Below are 15,609 nucleotides of genomic sequence, written 5' to 3'. Positions count from 1 at the left end.
CACCGACCTCGTCACCCAACACTGGAACAGCTGACCCCCCACACACCGAAGGCCGGCACCCCGAGAAGGGGGTGCCGGCCTTCGGTCAGCCTGTTAAGAAGGGGCCCCTCCTATACCGGAGGCGTTAACAAGGTCCCCTTCCTTACTCGCTGGCGGGGTGGGGGGCGATCTGACCCTGGCGGTGGCGGGCGGTGCAGAGTTCCGCCAGCTTCGCGTACGCGGGTGCGCCGATCAGGGCGGTCAGCTCCGGACCGTAGGAGATGTACATCGGCTCGGCGCCGACGTGCGCGTCGGTGGAGGAGGTGCACCACCAGTCCAGGTCGTGGCCGCCGGCGCCCCAGCCGCGCCGGTCGAACTCGGCCAGCGTGGAGATCAGCACCTTGGTGTCGTCCGGCCGCTTGTGCCAGTCCTGGTCCCGCCGGATCGGCAGTTGCCAGCACACGTCGGGCTTGTACTCCAGCGGGTGCACGCCGTCGCGCAGCGCCTGGGCGTGCAGGGCACAGCCACCGCCGCCGGCGAAGTCGGCGTCGTTCAGGAACACGCACGGCGCGTCGACGTCCCGGGTGGCGGTGCGCCGGGCCGGGGTCTTGCCGTCGACCGTGTCGCTCTCGGTCCAGTTCTTGAAGCCACGGCGGAAGTGCTGCCAGGTCTCCGGCGTGAGCCGCTTGACCGCCGCGCGTACCCGCTTCTCGTCGTCGGAGTCGGTGAAGAACGCGCCGTGCGAGCAGCAACCGTCGGCGGCCCGGCCGGCGACGATGCCGTGGCAGCCCCGGCCGAAGATGCACGTCCAGCGGGAGAGCAGCCAGGTCAGGTCGGCGCGGACGATGTGCTTCGGGTCGGCCGGGTCGACGAACTCGATCCACTCCCGCGGAAAATCCAGCCCGACCTCGCGGCTGCGCGGGTCGTCCGGGTCGTCCACCAGCACGCGAAGCTCGATCTGCCCTGTCACCCGGACCAGCGTACGCGCGGTCTCCCCGCCCGGCCGGCGAGCCGACGAAACGTGTTGGCCCTAGGGTGCTTCCCATGCGACTGGGTGTCCTCGACGTCGGTTCCAACACGGTGCACCTCCTGGTGGTCGACGCCCACCACGGCGCGCACCCCTGGGCGGCGCACTCGGAGAAGGTGGTGCTGCGGCTGGCCGAGCAGATCGGCCCGGACGGCGCGTTGACCGACGCGGGCGCCGACGGGCTGGTCAAGGCGGTCGGCACGGCCCGGGCGGCGGCCGACGGGCTGGGCGCCGACGACCTGCTGGCGTTCGCCACCAGCGCGGTCCGCGACGCCACCAACGCCGGCGAGGTGCTGGCCCGGGTGCGCGACGAGACCGGCGTACGCCTGGAGGTGCTCTCCGGCGCGGACGAGGCGCGGATGACGTTCCTCGCGGTGCGGCGGTGGTTCGGCTGGTCCGCCGGCCGGCTGTTGGCGATGGACATCGGCGGCGGCTCGCTGGAGCTGGCCGCCGGCATCGACGAGCACCCGGACGTCGCGGTATCGCTACCGCTCGGCGCGGGCCGGCTGAGCCGGGAGCGGCTGGCGGTCGACCCGGCCGGCCCGCTGCCGCCGCCGACCGAGGCCGTGGAGGACCTTCGGGAGTACGTGGACGCGCAGCTCGACCCGGTGGTGAAGCAGTTGACCGAGGTGGGCTGGGAACGTCCGGTGGCGACCTCGAAGACGTTCCGCACGTTGGCCCGGCTGGCCGGTGCCGCGCCGTCCGGTGCCGGTCTCTGGGCCCGGCGCAGCCTCACCCGGACCGGGTTGCGGCAGGTGCTCGGCTTCGTCCGGCACATCCCTCCGGCCCACCTGCCGGAGCTGGAGGGGGTCAGTGCGCAGCGCGCCCACCAGCTCCTCGCGGGCGCGGTGGTGGCCGAGGCGGTGATGCGCCGGCTCGACGTGGACACCCTCGACATCTGCCCGTGGGCGCTGCGCGAGGGGGTCATCCTGCGGCGGCTGGATCAGCTCGCGCCGATGTGAAGTCTGCCGGCCGCTTCGCGCGCTTTGCGGTTGCTCGTCCCGATGCTTCCTGGCGGGGGCGGCTACCCTGAGGGGCGTGACTTCCCGCGTCCCGGTGCTCCTGTCCACGTCCTCGGTCTTCCCGGAACGGACCGCGGCGGCGTTCCAGCTCGCCGCGGCGCTCGGCTACGACGGCGTCGAGGTGATGGTCTGGACCGACCCGGTGAGCCAGGACGCGGGCGCGCTGCGCGGGCTGTCGGAGCACTACGGCGTGCCGGTGCTCTCGGTGCACGCGCCCTGCCTGCTCGTCACCCAGCGGGTGTGGAGCCCCGACCCGTGGGAGCGGCTGCGCCGGGCCGCCGAGCTGGCCGAGACGCTGGAGGCGCCGACCGTGGTGGTGCACCCGCCGTTTACCTGGCAGCGTGACTACGCGCGCACCTTCACCGACGGCCTCGACGCCATCGCCGGCCGGTTCGGCGGGCTCCGGTTCGCGGTGGAGAACATGTTCCCGGTCCGCATGGCCGGCCGCCAGTTCGTGCCGTACGTGCCGGGCTGGGACCCGACCGACACCGGCTACGCCGCGTACACGCTGGACCTGTCGCACTGCGCCGCCTCGCACACCGACGCCCTGGCGATGGCCGACCGGATGGGCGCCGGGCTGGCGCACGTGCACCTGGGCGACGGCACCGGCGAGGGGCGCGACGAGCACCTGGTGCCCGGCCGGGGCGGCCAGCCGTGCGCGGAACTCCTCCGGTCGCTGGCCGGGCGCGGCTTCACCGGCTCGGTGGCGGTCGAGGTGACCACCCGGGGCGCGAAGAGCCGCGCGGTCCGCGAGGCGGACCTGCGTGCGGCGTTGGAGTTCGCCCGCACGAACCTGACCGCCCCCTCACCGGTTGACGCCTGAATCGTCCGGCGGCCGCCGGGGTCAGCTCACCGGGGCGAGCGGCTGGGCCGGCACCGTCTGCTCGCCGACCGCGGCCCGCTTGCGGGCCCGGTGCGCCGCGACGTGGGATCGGGTGGCGCAGCGCTCCGAGCAGAACCGCCGGCAGCAGTTCGACGAGGTGTCCAGGTAGACGTTGCCGCACCGCTCGTCCGCGCAGACGCCGAAGCGGGCGCTGCCGTACTCGCAGAGCCAGACCGACAGCCCCCAGACCGCGCCGGCCAGGTATTCCGCGGAGACCGAGGCGCCCCGGCTGGTCACATGCATGTGCCAGTCCGAGGAGTCGTGGCCGGAGATGCGGGGCTGCACCGGGAACGCCTCGAACAGCGCGTTCAGCTCGGCCACCGCCTCGCCGTCGCGGCCCGAGGTGCCGTACTCGAAGACGTCCCGGAGGCGCTTCTGCGCTCGCCGGAAGATCGCCAGGTCCCGCTCCGCGACCTCGTCGCGCATCCAGGCGTTCTCGTCCGGAAAGATGGCCCGCAGGCCGTCCAGGTCGTCCAGCCGGGCGTTGACGAGCTCGACCCCGGTCCGGGCGTACGCGTCGAAGTTCACGCCACCAACGGTAGACGACTCAGGTGGGGCGCGGCGCGTCGATGTAGTGGGGCAGGAACCGGGCGTAACCGTCCGTGATGAGGCTCTTGCTTTCCCGGACCCCCAGACCGGCCGCCCCGCCGTCCACGATCCAACTGCCCAGCACCGTCCGGTTGCCCGCGAACTCGGGCAACGCGCGGAACTCCTGGAAGCAGAAGCCCTCGTCGCCGTAGATCCCCGGGTTGGTGATCTCGGTGTCGCCGGTCACGATGCGTACCGATCCGCCCTCGCGGCCGAGCAGCGGCTTCGCCACGTACCCGGTCATGCCGCGCGGCGAGTCGAGGTAGGCGGGCAGCAGCAGCTCGTGCCCCGGGTACAGCTCCCAGAGCACGGCCAGCAGCGCCTTGTTCGACAGCAGCAGCTTCCAGGCCGGCTCGATCCAGGTGGTCGGGGTGCCCGGGTCGAGCGCCGGCCGCCCGTACGGCTCGGCGAGCATCCACTCCCACGGGTAGAGCTTGAAGCAGGTGGTGATCGGTCGGTCGTCGGCGTCGACGAACCGTCGCCCGTCCCAGCCCACCCGCTGGATCGGCATCAGCGTCGCGTCCAGCCCCGCCTGGCGGGCCGTCTCGGCCAGGTAACCGGCGGTGATCTGGTCCTCGCCCGACTCCTCCTCGTCCGACCAGAGCACATGCACCCGGGGGTCGTGCAGCCCGGCGCCGATCTTGGCCCATGTGCCGACCAGCCGCTCGTGCAGGCTGTTCCACTGGTCCGCGTCCGGGCGGGTGTGCTCCAGCCAGTACCACTGCACGATGCTCGCCTCGACCAACGCGGTCGGGGTGTCGGCGTTGTACTCCAGCATCTTCGGCGGCCATCTGCCGTCGTAGGCGAGGTCGAACCGGCCGTAGAGCGTCGGCGGGGCCTCCCGCAGCGACCGGGCGACCGCCTCGGCGGCCCACTCCGGGATGCCGAAGTCGGCGTACCGGCGGCGAGCCACGACGTGCTGGGCGGCGGCCACCGACATCCGGTGCAGCTCCTCGGTCGCCTCCTCCAGCCGGAGCACCTCGTCCAGCGTGAACGCGTACGCCGCCGTCTCGTCCCAGTACGACATGATCTCGCCGTCGGGCAGTTCGGTGTCGACGTACACCAGGCCCTGGGCCCGGATGGTGTCGTCCCAGTCGGGGCGCGGGGTGCTCGCCTCGCGGCGCACGTCAGCCGCCGCAGGAGGCGAGGTGGGTGCCGAAACCGCCGCGCTCGGGCAGCGCGGCGGCCGGGGCGTCGCCGCCGCGTGCGGCGGTGGCCGGCGCCGGGACGCGCAGCGCCACCGCGACCGTGTCGCCGCCGCCGCCGGCCGGCCCGAGGGCGCAGTCGTCATCGTCGTCGTAGCCGTTGTTGCAGCCGGTGAGCGCGAGCGCCAACGCGGTCAGCGCGCCGAGCTGCACGCTGGCCGACCGGAGCCGGCGCCGGGGGTGTCGTTCCACGTGAACGTTGTAGCCGATCGTCGCCAGTCGCGCTGATTGGCGGGGCCCCTTGTTATCGCCCGGCGACAACAAGGGGCCCCTCCTCACACGCGCGCGGCGCGGGGTCGGGGGTGGGAGTTACGCTCGGCTCATGCTCCGTTCCGTCATCCTCGCCGCCTCCCGGTCATCCCAGGTGGAGCGGCTCGTCGCGACGGCCCCGTTCACCCGGGACGTCGTCCGCCGGTTCGTCGCCGGCGCCGGCACCGACGACGCGCTGCGCGCGACCCGCGCACTCGTCGCCGACGGCCAAGCGGTCACCCTCGACTACCTGGGCGAGGACACCACCACCGGTGAGCAGGCGAACGCCACCCGGGACGAATACCTCAAACTGCTGCGCCTGCTCGGTGCCGCCGGGCTCACCCCGGCCGCCGAGGTCAGCGTGAAGCTCTCCGCGCTCGGCCAGATGTTCGACGAACAGCTCGCGTACGAGAACGTGCGGGCGATCTGCGCGGCGGCCGACGCGGTCGGCACGACGGTCACGCTGGACATGGAGGACCACACCACCACCGACTCGACGCTTGACGTCCTGACCAAGCTGCGCAAGGACCACCCGTCGACCGGCGCGGTGCTCCAGGCGTACCTGCGGCGGACCGAGTCCGACTGCCGTGAGCTGGCCAGCGCCGGGTCCCGGGTACGGCTGTGCAAGGGCGCCTACAAGGAGCCGGAGTCGGTGGCCTACCAGTCCGCCCGCGAGGTGGACAAGTCGTACGTGCGCTGCCTGAACGTGCTGATGGCGGGCGACGGCTACCCGATGCTGGCGACCCACGACCCGCGCCTGATCGCGATCGGCGAGGACCGGGCCCGCTGGTTCGACCGCGATCCGGGCCGGTTCGAGTTCCAGATGCTCTACGGCATCCGCCCGGAGGAGCAGCAACGCCTGGTCGGCGAGGGCTACACGATGCGCACCTACGTCCCCTACGGCGACCAGTGGTACGGCTACCTGATGCGGCGGCTCGCCGAGCGCCCGGCCAACCTGGCGTTCTTCGGCCGCGCGGTGGTCTCGAAGAAGTAGTGACAGTCAGCCAGGTGGCGCGGAACGGCGGCACCATCGCGTACGAGGTGCACGGCGCGGGGCCGCTGGTCGTGCTCGCGCACGGCATGGGGGAGCACCGGGCGACCTTCCGGCACCTGGCGCCCCGGCTGGTGGCGGCCGGCTACCGGATCGCCGCCGTCGACGTGCGCGGGCACGGCGACTCCAGCCCACACTGGCCCACGTACGCCCCGGCCGAGGTCGGCGGCGACCTGCTGGCCGTGGTGCGTGAGCTGGGCGGCGGACCGGCCACCCTGGTCGGCAGCTCGTCGGGCGGGGCGGGCGTGGTGTTCGCCGCCGCCGACGCGCCGGAGCTGGTCAACGGCATCGTGCAGATCAGCCCGTTCGTCGGTCGGCCGAGGAAGCCGAACCCGCTGCTGCGGGCCGCCGTGCTGCGTAGTCCGCGGCTGTTCGGGTGGTTCCACCGCACGCGCTTCCCGGGTGGGCGGCCGGCGGACGACGCCGCGTACCGCGCGGAGATGGTCGCCCGGCTGCGCGGTCGGATGGCTGCGGTGCGCGGTGTGATCGCGCCGGTCGACCCGCACTGGACCGTACGGGCGCGCGAGGTCCGGCAGCCGGTGCTGGTGCTGATGGGTACGAGGGACCCGGACTTTCCCGACCCGGGTGCCGAGGCGCGGGCCGCCCGCCGGCGGTTCGCCGTCGCCGAGGCTCGCATGATCGCCGACTCCGGCCACTACCCGCACGCCGACCAGCCCGACGCCACCGCCGCCGACCTGGTCGAGTTCCTGAGGGTGACCGCGCCTGCCCAGGGGCATGACGTCGACTGACCGGCGCCGAGCCGGAACTACCACGCTCGACGCCTCCTGACCCGGCGCCCGACCTGGGCTCCTCCGGGCGGACAGCGTCGCCAGTTCGGTGAAGTGGCGGCATCGTCCCGCCGGGAAGGCGCCACTTCGGCGAACTGGTGTCGGTCTCGCCGCTAGGCGAGCAGGTCCGGGCATCGCCAGGGCCAGCGATATGACACAGGGGCATAATAATGCCTGAGAGTCATACCGAGTGCGGGCGGCGTGCATCTCTGGCGCGTCGAGGGTCCCGGGATCTTGATGCGGACCCGTCCCTGGGGATGTTGCCTTCCAGCATTTTGTCTGAGCGGCGAGCGGAGCGATTACCGGCGGAACTCTTTCCCGGAACGCCCGATTGGTCGTACCCTTCGCCGGTGACCGACGGCGACGAGCAGTCTTCCGGCCGGGCAACCGGCGGCGACGAGCCGAGCACCGTGACCGAGGCCGACGGCGAGGAGCAGCACCCCCGCGCCGACGGTGACGAGGTGCCGCCCCGCCCGACTTCAGAGGCGAAGACCCCGACGGGCGACCCGTCAGCGCCAACCCCGACCACACCCGGGCCGAGCGTGAGCGCGCCGGCGTCGATCGTGGCTGCCTCCACGCCGAGCGCCCCCGCTCCGAACGCGACCATGCCGGCCCCCGCGCCGAGTACGACCGCATCCGCCCCTGTGCCGACCACGCCGACCGTGACCGCATCCGAGCCCGCACTCGCCGTCACGTCGAGCGGCGACGCATCCGCTCNNGTCGTCCGCCGCGACGCCGCCTGCTCCGACGTCGCCTGCCGCGATGTCGTCCGCCCCGACTCCGTCCGCCCCGACGTCGCCCGCCGCGACGCTGCCTGCCCCTACGCCGGCCGCTCCGGCGCCGGCCACCCCGACGCCGGCCGCTCCGACGCCGGCCGCTCCGGCGCCGGCCACCCCGACGCCGGTCGCTCCGGCGCCGGCCGCGTCGGAGCCGAGCGCGACGGACGTCCGGCCGAGCGTGGCGGTGCCGGAGGTGGGCCGGGCGGCAGCGCCCGTGTCGGCCGGGAACAGGCGCAACAGGCGGCGCTGGCCGCTGTGGATCGCGCTCGGCCTGGCCCTCGGCTTGGTGGCGGGCGCGGTGCCCGGCGTACTCCTGCGGGAGCTGGACCCGGACGCGGCCGGGCGGCCGGCGGCGGGCCGGGACGACCGGGCCACGGCGGCGCAGCGGCGGCTCGCCGAGCGGATGGTCGCGCAGCTCGACCGGCAGGGCGCTGCGCTGCTCGGCGGCGACCGGGCCGGGTTCCTCGCGGTGGCGGAGCCGGCCGCCCGGCCGGCGCTCACCCGGCGGTACGCGGCGCTGCGGGCGCTCCGGGTCACCGTGTGGCGACCCCGGGCCGACGGGGTGCCGGTGGCGGTCGACGGCCGGCCGGGGGAGTGGCGGCTGACGGTGGGCGTCGGCCACTGCTTCGTGGAGCCGGGTTGCGCGCCGGGCACGGTGGCGTTGGGCACCCGCTGGCGCATGGTGGGGGAGGAGCCCCGACTGATCGCGCTGGAACCGTCCGGAACGGACCCGGCGGGGGTGCGCCCCTGGGCGGTGGACGACCTGGCGGTGGCGGTCGGGAAGCGGGCGGTGGTGGCCACCACGCCGGCCCGCCGGGCCAAGCTGCCCGGTCTGCTCGCCCAGGCCGAGGCCGCCGCCCGGACCGCCGACCAGTACGCGGTCGGTGGGCCACGGACGGACCGGTACCTCATCTACTACGCCGGTAAGGCCGAGTGGCAACGCTGGTACGGCGGTGGCCGGCCGAAGTGGACCGCCGGGTACGCGGTCGGGGTCGGCGGCGGACGCCACGACGTGGTGCTCAACGCGCAGAGCCTCGCCCCGACCGGCATCGACGACCTGCTCCGGCACGAGTTGACGCACGCCGCCTCGCTGCCCGAACAGGGCTACGCGAACCGTGCGGACTGGTGGCTGGTGGAGGGGCTGGCCGAGTACGCCGGCGCCGACGGCCAGCCCGTGGACCGGTACGAGGGCCTGGCCGAGGTGCGCAAGCTGGTCCGTGGCGGGTGGTCCGGCCGGCTGGACACGACGGCCCCGGCCGACGACGCGACCGACGACCGGGTCGGCGGCGCCTACGGCGTCGGGTACCTGGCCGTGCGTCACCTGGTCGACCGCTACGGCGAGCAGCGGGTGCTGGACTTCTTCCGGTCCGTGGTGCACCAGCGTCGCGCTCCGGCGGAAGCCGCCGACGAGGCGTTCGGTGAGCCGTGGTCGGCGCTGCACGACGACTGCGTCGCCTACGTCCGGGCGGCCGTCGGCTGACCGCCGGCCCGGTGCGTGGGCAGGCGTCGACGCCGGTCGACGGGTCGTAGCATGGGCCGGGTGGCCCGCCCTCCCTCGCCGCGGCTGCCCGCGGCCCGCCGCCCCCGTCTCGTCACCGCCCTCCTCGCCGCCGTCGCGCTGACCGGCACCACCGCCGCGTCCTGCGGCGACGACGCGCCCGTGGTGACCGTCGCCCAGGTGGGCCGCGCGCCGGTCACCGAGGTGATCGACGCGCCGGCCACGGTGACCGCCCGCGCCGCCGCGACTCTCACCGCTCCCGCCGACGGCACGCTGTCCGGCCTGCGCGTCCAGCCCGGACAGCGGGTCACCCGGGGGCAGGTGCTCGCGGTGGTCGACTCGCCGACCGCGCGGGAGCGGCTGGCGCAGGCGCGGGAGGCGTTGCGTGCGGCGAAGCGGGCCGGTCGGGGCGTCGGCGCCAGCGACCTGGGCGGCAGCCGGCGCGGCACCGACCGGGCCGCGGACGAGGCGTTCGCCGCCGCCCGCGCCGCCGCCGGCAAGGTCGGCGACCCGCAACTGCGGGCCGCGTTGCTGCTCCAGGTGACGTCCGCGCAACGGCAGTACGAGTCGGCCGCCCGCGCCGCCGACCGCGCGGTCACCGCCGTGCAGCGCGGCGTGGCCGGGCTGAACAGCGCCGTCGGCGCGCTGTCGGCCGCGCAGCGCCTCCAGGCCCAGCAGGCGTACGACCTGGCGAAGGCGACGGTGGACGCGTTGACGCTGCGCGCCCCGATCGCCGGTGTGGTGCAGCCGGGCGGCACCCGGGTGGCCCCGTCGGCCGACCTCGGCGGGCTGCTCGGCGCGGCCGGGGCCGGTCTCGACCCGGCGGCGCTGGGCGCGGCCGGGTCGGGTGGCCCGCCGGCCGGGGTGGACGACGCCGTGCCGGCCGGCGGCCGGGTCACCGCGGGCACGCCCGTGTTCACCGTGGTGGACGTCGGCCGGCTCGGTCTGTTCGCCGAGGTGGACGAGACCGACGTGCTGCTGGTCCGGGCCGGGGTGCCCGCCTCGGTCGAGTTGGACGCGGTGACCGGTGCGACGTACGACGCGACGGTGCGCTCGGTCGACGTGCTGCCCACCAGCTCGGCCCGGGGCGGGGTCACCTACCGGGTCCGGCTCGACCTGGGCGCCGGCCGGCTCGGCGCGACGGAGACCGCCCCGGCGCCCCGCCCCGGCATGAACGCGGTGGTCCGCCTGCGGGTGCGGGAGGCCGCCGACGCGGTGGCCGTACCGGCCTCGGCGGTGTTCTCCGCGGACGGGCGGGACGCGGTCTGGGTGCTGCGGGACGGCCGGGCGGGCCGGGTGCCGGTGACGGTGGGGGTGCAGGGCCAGGATCTGGTGCAGATCGTCGACGGGGTGCGGGCCGGTGACCGGGTCGTGGTGCGCGGCGCGGACCAGGTCCGCGACGGCCAGGAGCTGCCGTGACCGTCGCCGCGATCGAGGCGGTCGACGTCTCGCGCACGTACGAGTTGGAAGGGGTGTCGGTCTCCGCCTTGCGCGGTGTGTCGCTCACCGTCGACCAGGGCGAGTACGTGGCGGTGATCGGCCCTTCCGGCTCGGGCAAGTCCACGCTGATGCACCTGCTCGGCGGGCTGGACCGGCCCAGCGGCGGCCGGCTGGTGATCGGCGGCCGGGACGTGGCCGGGTTGACCGCGCCGGAGCTGGCGACGCTGCGCAACGAGACCATCGGCTTCGTCTTCCAGGCGTTCCATCTGCTGGCCCGGACGTCTGCGGTGGACAATGTCGCGTTGCCGCTGGTCTACCGGGGTGTCGGGGCGCGGCAGCGGCGTGAGCGGGCGGCGGCGATGCTGGGCCGGGTCGGGTTGGGGCACCGGCTGCACCACCGCCCCAACCAGCTTTCCGGCGGCGAGCAGCAGCGGGTGGCGATCGCCCGGGCGCTGGTCACCGAGCCGGCGGTGCTGCTCGCCGACGAGCCCACCGGCAACCTGGACACGGCCACCGGCGAGGCGGTGCTGGAGCTGCTGGAGCGGTTGAACGCGGAATCCGGGGTGGCCCTGGTGATGGTGACGCACGACCAGGAGGTGGCGGCCCGGGCACGTCGTCGGATCTCCGTCCGGGACGGCCTGATCCAGTCGGACACCCGTCATGATCGACCGCCGTCGGGCGGTCCCGGCGGACCTGCGACACTGGAGCACGCTCCCAGCGCGGAGCCCCGGTCCGCGTCCGGAAGCGGTCCGGGGCGCCCGCCCGGTGGCCCCGGTGGCGCCGCCGGGGCCACCGGGCGCCTTCCGCGTGCCGGCGGGGCTGCCCGATGAGGGTGGCCGAGGCCTGGCGGGTGGCGTTGGACGCGTTGCGGGCCAACCGGCTGCGCAGCCTGCTGACCATGCTCGGCGTGATCATCGGGGTCGCCTCGGTGGTGATCCTGGTGGCCATCGGCACCGGCACCAAGCAGCAGGTGGAGCAGCAGGTCGAGGGGCTCGGCTCGAACCTGCTCCTGGTGGTCCCCGGCCGGCTCGACGTGGGTACCGCCCCGGTGGTGTCACCGCTGGACCTCACCGACGCCGACGCCGTCTCCCGGGTGGTCGGCGACCCGGGCCGGGTGGCCGTGACGGTGGCCTCCGGCGCGACCGCGCGGGCCGGCAACCGGTCCGACTTCACCACCGTGCAGGGCGTGCTGGAGACCACCCCGTCGGTGTTCACCCGGTCGCTGGGCCGGGGTCGTTACCTGACCGGCGCCGACGTCGACACCGGACGTCGGGTGGCGGTGCTCGGCGCCTCGGTGGCCCGGTCGCTCTTTCCCGACCGTGATCCGCTCGGCCAGCAGGTGGCGTTGGCCGGCGTGCGGTTCCGGGTGATCGGCGTGTTCGCTCCGCTCGGGCAGAGCCTCGGGGTGGACCGGGACGACGAGGTGCACGTCCCGGTGACCGCGGCGCAGCGGTTGTGGGGCACCCGGCGGATCGACGGCATCGCGGTCAAGGCGCCCGACCGGGAGCGGATCGACCAGCTCGGCGAGCGGATCGTGGCGGAGCTGTCCCGCCGGCATCCGGACACCGAGTTCAGCGCCGTGACCCAGCAGCAGATCCTCGGGGTGCTCGGCGACATCCTGGGCGTGCTCACCGGCGTGCTGGCCGCCATCGCCGGCATCTCGCTGCTGGTCGGCGGCGTCGGCGTCTCCAACATCATGCTGGTCTCGGTCCGGGAGCGGACCCGTGAGATCGGCCTGCGCAAGGCGGTCGGCGCCCGGCCCCGGGACATCGGCGTGCAGTTCCTGCTGGAGGCGGTGCTGCTCACCTCGATCGGCGGGCTCACCGGGATGGCCCTGGGCGTCGGCACCGCGCTGCTGGTCGACGCGTTCTCGCCGATCCCGGCCGCGATCACCTGGTGGTCGTTGGCGCTGGCGTTCGGCGTCTCCGCCGCGGTGGGCATCGTCTTCGGGGTGGTGCCGGCGCAGCGGGCCGGCCGGCTCGACCCGGTGGTGGCGTTGCGCGCCGAGTAGGAGGATCCGGACGGGCAACTCGTCCGGGCGACAAAAGCCCTGGCCGACGCCCGTCCTGCCATGATCAAAGGGCGGAAGGGATCGCGCAGGTCACAGCCGTCCCGCTACCGTACTCATTACACGCGCGTCGCTCGTCGAGGCGGGAGCACCTGTCCGGTGGCACGCGCCGGGCACGGGAATGGGTCGGTGAGCCATGGCCGGGTCGCAGTCCGACGCACGGCTGTCGGATGTCAGGTTCCTGACCGTCGCCGAGGTGGCGACGGTCATGCGGGTCTCCAAGATGACGGTCTACCGTCTCGTGCACAGCGGTGAGCTGACCGCGGTGCGGGTCGGCCGCTCGTTCCGGGTGCCCGAGCACGCCGTGCACGACTATCTCCGGGGTGCCTTCCAGGAGTCCGCCTGACCCTCGACGGCGGGTCTGTCGAGTGCGACGAAAAGGGGCATCGACGGGGGCGCGTTGGTCCTGCTGACGTACTCCCGCTACCCTGGACCACGACCGAGACCGCACCCTGGTGTGCCCTGCCCACCACGCTGGTCCGGTCCGTTGTCCGCAAGCGGGCACGGCGCCACCGGCGGTGGCGTCTCCCGGTCCGCCCCGCACGTTGCATCGAAAGGCTTTCGTATGGGCTCGGTGGTCAAGAAGCGCCGCAAGCGCATGGCTAAGAAGAAGCACCGCAAGCTGCTGCGCAAGACCCGCGTCCAGCGTCGCCGTCTCGGCAAGTGACCGGGGCCGGGCGCTGACCCGGCACCGGCACCACTTGCCAACTGTCGACCCTCGGAGGCTCAGGTGATCAGGCCGCGGACGTCCCGGCTCGATCCTGCCTGCCGCGCAAGGCGCACGACATGACCCTCGGTGGCACCTCCGGTGCCCCGGGGGTCGTCGTCGTCACCGGCGTCGGTCGCTACCTCGGCGCGAACGTCGCCGCCCGGCTCGCCGCCGACCCGCGCATCGAACGCGTCATCGGGGTCGACCCGGCCCCAACCAACCCGGAGCTGGCCGACCTGCTGACCGACGTCGAGCGGGTCCGCCTCGGCCTCGACTCGCTCGGCGGCCTCCTGGTCGACCTCGACGTCGACGCCGTGGTGCACCTGGCGCTGGTGACCGCCCCCGACGGTCAGCACGGCGGCCGGGCGGCGATGAAGGAACAGAACGTCATCGGCACCATGCAGTTGCTCGCCGCGTGCCAGCGTGCGCCCCGGCTGCGCAAGCTGGTGGTGCGGTCGTCGACCGCCGCGTACGGGGTGTCGTTCCGGGACCCGGCCGTCTTCACCGAGGAGACCGAGCCGCGCGAGGTCCCGCGCGGCGGTTTCGGCCGCGACATCCTCGACATCGAGGGGTACGTCCGCGGATTCCGCCGCCGCCGGCCCGACGTCACNCCCGTTACTTCTCCCAGCCGGTGGTGCCCACCGTCTTCGGCCGCGACCCGCGCCTCCAGTTCGTCCACTTCGACGACGCGTTGGAGGTGCTGCACCGGTCGGTGGCCGAGGAGCACCCGGGGACGTACAACGTCGCCGGGCCGGGGGTGCTGTCGCTGTCGCAGGCCATCCGCCGGGCCGGCCGGGTGACCGTGCCGGTGCTGGAGCCGGGCCTGGCCGGCGTGGCCGCGATCGCCCGCACCCTGGGCTTCGGCCGGTACGGCCTGGACCAGGTCGACCTCTTCGTGCACGGTCGGGTGGTGGACACCACCCGGCTGGAACGCGAGTTCGCCTTCACTCCCCGCTCGACCGCCGCCGCCTTCGACGACTTCATCCGTGCCCACCACGGTGGCCAGGTGGTGACCCGCGAGCAGCTCGCCGCCGCCGAGCAGCTCGTGCTGGAGAGCATCCGCCAGGTCCGCTCCACCGTGCGGGAGCGCTCGTGAGCAGCCCGGAGGAGCGGCGCGACGCGCGCTACGGCGTACCGCTGACCGTGCCGGACCCGGGCGCGGAGCCGGCGCGGCGCAACGGACACCGGCCGGTCACCACGCCGGCCGCCCGCCCACCGGCGGCGCCGACGTCCGCCGACGAGCCGGCGGCCCGGGCCACGGGCGGCCCGGCGGTGGCGGACCGGCCCGGAGACCAGTGGGACCGTCGGGTCGCCCAGGGGCTCGCGTTCCTGCGGCGTCGGCTCACCGGTGACTACGAGGTGGACGAGTTCGGCTTCGACCCCGACCTCACCGACGCGGTCTTCCACCCGCTCGTCCGGCTGCTCTACCGGGACTGGTTCCGCACCGAGGTCAGCGGCGTGGAACACGTACCGGCCGAGGGGGCGGGCCTGGTGGTGGGCAACCACTCCGGCACCGTGGCGCTGGACGCGTTGGTCCTCTCCACCGCGCTGCACGACCGGCACCCGCGGCAGCGCTACCTGCGACTGCTCGGCGCCGACCTGGTCTTCCGGATGCCGGTGGTCTCCGAGCTGGCCCGTAAGACCGGCGGCACGGTCGCCTGCAACCCGGACGCGGAGCGGCTGCTCGGCAACGGCGAGCTGGTCGGCGTCTTCCCGGAGGGCTTCAAGGGGATCGGCAAGCTCTACTCCGACCGCTACAAGCTCCAGCGGTTCGGGCGCGGCGGCTTCGTCTCCGCGGCGCTGCGCACCGGCACACCGATCGTCCCGGTGGCGATCGTGGGTGGCGAGGAGATCTATCCGATGCTCGCCGACGTCAAGCCGCTCGCCCGGCTGCTCAAGCTGCCGTACTTCCCGGTGACGCCGACCTTCCCCTGGCTCGGGCCGCTGGGCATGGTGCCGCTGCCGAGCAAGTGGCTGATCGAGTTCTGCCCGCCGATCCCGACCGCGCACCTGCGCGACTCGGCGGACGACCCGCTGGTCGTGTTCAACCTCGCCGACCAGGTGCGGGAGACCATCCAGCAGACGCTGCACAAGCTGCTCGAACGCCGGCCCGACCCGTTCGGGCCCTGAGGCCGGGTCGGGTCAGGCGCGCTGGCGGCGGCGGTGCAGGGCCATCCCGGCCCCGACCGCGCCGGCGAGCAGCCCGGCGGCGGCCGTGGAGGGCACGGCGATGCGTACGGCTCGACGCCCGGTGCGGAAGTCGCGGACGTCCCAGCCCCGCTCCCGGGCCCGGCGCAGCAACGCCGGGTCGGGGTTGACCGCG

The 15,609-nt window shown here is 74.4% G+C and carries 15 protein-coding genes and 2 pseudogenes; 12 read left to right on the top strand and 5 right to left on the bottom strand.

Features of this window, described 5'->3' with window-relative positions:
* Positions 1 to 142: 142 nt before the first annotated feature.
* Positions 143 to 949 carry a hypothetical protein gene (locus B1205_RS10275; protein ID WP_089155364.1) on the bottom strand — a complete coding sequence of 269 codons (807 nt, stop codon included), beginning with the start codon at positions 947 to 949 and terminating at the stop codon, positions 143 to 145.
* A 74-nt stretch (positions 950 to 1,023) separates the two neighbouring features.
* On the opposite strand from B1205_RS10275, the gene B1205_RS10270 reads away from it, so the two are divergent.
* Both B1205_RS10270 and B1205_RS10265 read left to right on the top strand, forming a co-directional pair.
* On the top strand, positions 1,024 to 1,968 hold the full coding sequence (locus B1205_RS10270; protein ID WP_089155363.1) for a Ppx/GppA phosphatase family protein: 945 nt from the start codon (positions 1,024 to 1,026) through the stop codon (positions 1,966 to 1,968).
* Positions 1,969 to 2,044: 76 nt separating this feature from the next.
* Positions 2,045 to 2,851, top strand: a complete 807-nt coding sequence (locus B1205_RS10265) for a sugar phosphate isomerase/epimerase family protein (RefSeq protein WP_176308510.1) — start codon at positions 2,045 to 2,047, stop codon at positions 2,849 to 2,851.
* A 21-nt stretch (positions 2,852 to 2,872) separates the two neighbouring features.
* On the opposite strand, the gene B1205_RS10260 is transcribed toward B1205_RS10265, so the two are convergent.
* Genes B1205_RS10260 through B1205_RS10250 form a run of 3 tightly spaced genes read right to left on the bottom strand, consistent with a single transcriptional unit; the run spans position 2,873 to position 4,896 of the window.
* Positions 2,873 to 3,439, bottom strand: coding sequence for a CGNR zinc finger domain-containing protein (locus B1205_RS10260; protein WP_089155361.1), 567 nt, complete (start codon positions 3,437 to 3,439; stop codon positions 2,873 to 2,875).
* 19 nt (positions 3,440 to 3,458) lie between these two features.
* The gene (locus B1205_RS10255) at positions 3,459 to 4,625 is read right to left on the bottom strand and encodes a glutathionylspermidine synthase family protein (RefSeq protein WP_089155360.1); all 1,167 of its coding nucleotides are present in this window, start codon (positions 4,623 to 4,625) and stop codon (positions 3,459 to 3,461) included.
* Between the two features lies 1 nt (position 4,626).
* On the bottom strand, positions 4,627 to 4,896 hold the full coding sequence (locus tag B1205_RS10250) for a hypothetical protein (protein WP_254909822.1): 270 nt from the start codon (positions 4,894 to 4,896) through the stop codon (positions 4,627 to 4,629).
* Positions 4,897 to 5,026: 130 nt separating this feature from the next.
* Here B1205_RS10250 and B1205_RS10245 point away from each other — a divergent pair, with 130 nt between their 5' ends.
* The 10 genes and pseudogenes from B1205_RS10245 to B1205_RS10200 all read left to right on the top strand — a co-directional run bounded on the left by B1205_RS10245 (position 5,027) and on the right by B1205_RS10200 (position 15,416).
* The gene (locus tag B1205_RS10245) at positions 5,027 to 5,947 is read left to right on the top strand and encodes a proline dehydrogenase family protein (RefSeq protein WP_089155359.1); all 921 of its coding nucleotides are present in this window, start codon (positions 5,027 to 5,029) and stop codon (positions 5,945 to 5,947) included.
* A 14-nt stretch (positions 5,948 to 5,961) separates the two neighbouring features.
* Positions 5,962 to 6,753 (top strand): alpha/beta fold hydrolase, encoded by a 792-nt coding sequence (locus B1205_RS10240; RefSeq protein ID WP_254909821.1) that lies wholly within the window; start codon positions 5,962 to 5,964, stop codon positions 6,751 to 6,753.
* Between the two features lie 1,032 nt (positions 6,754 to 7,785).
* Positions 7,786 to 9,051: a hypothetical protein gene (locus B1205_RS10235; protein WP_089155407.1), complete on the top strand. Its 1,266-nt coding sequence runs from the start codon at positions 7,786 to 7,788 to the stop codon at positions 9,049 to 9,051.
* A 51-nt stretch (positions 9,052 to 9,102) separates the two neighbouring features.
* Positions 9,103 to 10,488 carry an efflux RND transporter periplasmic adaptor subunit gene (locus tag B1205_RS10230; RefSeq protein ID WP_089155357.1) on the top strand — a complete coding sequence of 462 codons (1,386 nt, stop codon included), beginning with the start codon at positions 9,103 to 9,105 and terminating at the stop codon, positions 10,486 to 10,488.
* Positions 10,485 to 11,339: an ABC transporter ATP-binding protein gene (locus B1205_RS10225; protein WP_089155356.1), complete on the top strand. Its 855-nt coding sequence runs from the start codon at positions 10,485 to 10,487 to the stop codon at positions 11,337 to 11,339. Before B1205_RS10230 ends, B1205_RS10225 begins: the two co-directional genes overlap by 4 nt.
* Entirely contained in the window at positions 11,336 to 12,520 is a 1,185-nt protein-coding gene (locus B1205_RS10220) for an ABC transporter permease (RefSeq protein ID WP_089155355.1), read from the top strand. Before B1205_RS10225 ends, B1205_RS10220 begins: the two co-directional genes overlap by 4 nt.
* Positions 12,521 to 12,713: 193 nt before the next feature.
* Positions 12,714 to 12,923 (top strand): helix-turn-helix domain-containing protein, encoded by a 210-nt coding sequence (locus tag B1205_RS10215; RefSeq protein WP_089155354.1) that lies wholly within the window; start codon positions 12,714 to 12,716, stop codon positions 12,921 to 12,923.
* Between the two features lie 219 nt (positions 12,924 to 13,142).
* Entirely contained in the window at positions 13,143 to 13,244 is a 102-nt protein-coding gene (locus B1205_RS10210) for a 30S ribosomal protein bS22 (protein WP_007465623.1), read from the top strand.
* A gap of 119 nt (positions 13,245 to 13,363) precedes the next feature.
* Positions 13,364 to 14,382: pseudogene (locus B1205_RS10205) on the top strand (NAD-dependent epimerase/dehydratase family protein).
* Positions 14,383 to 14,558: 176 nt separating this feature from the next.
* Positions 14,559 to 15,416 (top strand): lysophospholipid acyltransferase family protein, encoded by an 858-nt coding sequence (locus B1205_RS10200; protein WP_089155406.1) that lies wholly within the window; start codon positions 14,559 to 14,561, stop codon positions 15,414 to 15,416.
* Between the two features lie 12 nt (positions 15,417 to 15,428).
* Here B1205_RS10200 and B1205_RS31170 read toward each other — a convergent pair.
* Positions 15,429 to 15,609 (bottom strand): annotated as a pseudogene (locus B1205_RS31170) (HAD-IB family hydrolase); the annotation flags it as partial.

It is taken from the genome of Micromonospora sp. NBS 11-29, from assembly GCF_002140155.1.
Taxonomy (GTDB): domain Bacteria; phylum Actinomycetota; class Actinomycetes; order Mycobacteriales; family Micromonosporaceae; genus Micromonospora.
This window is presented reverse-complemented; position numbering and strand designations above follow the sequence as displayed.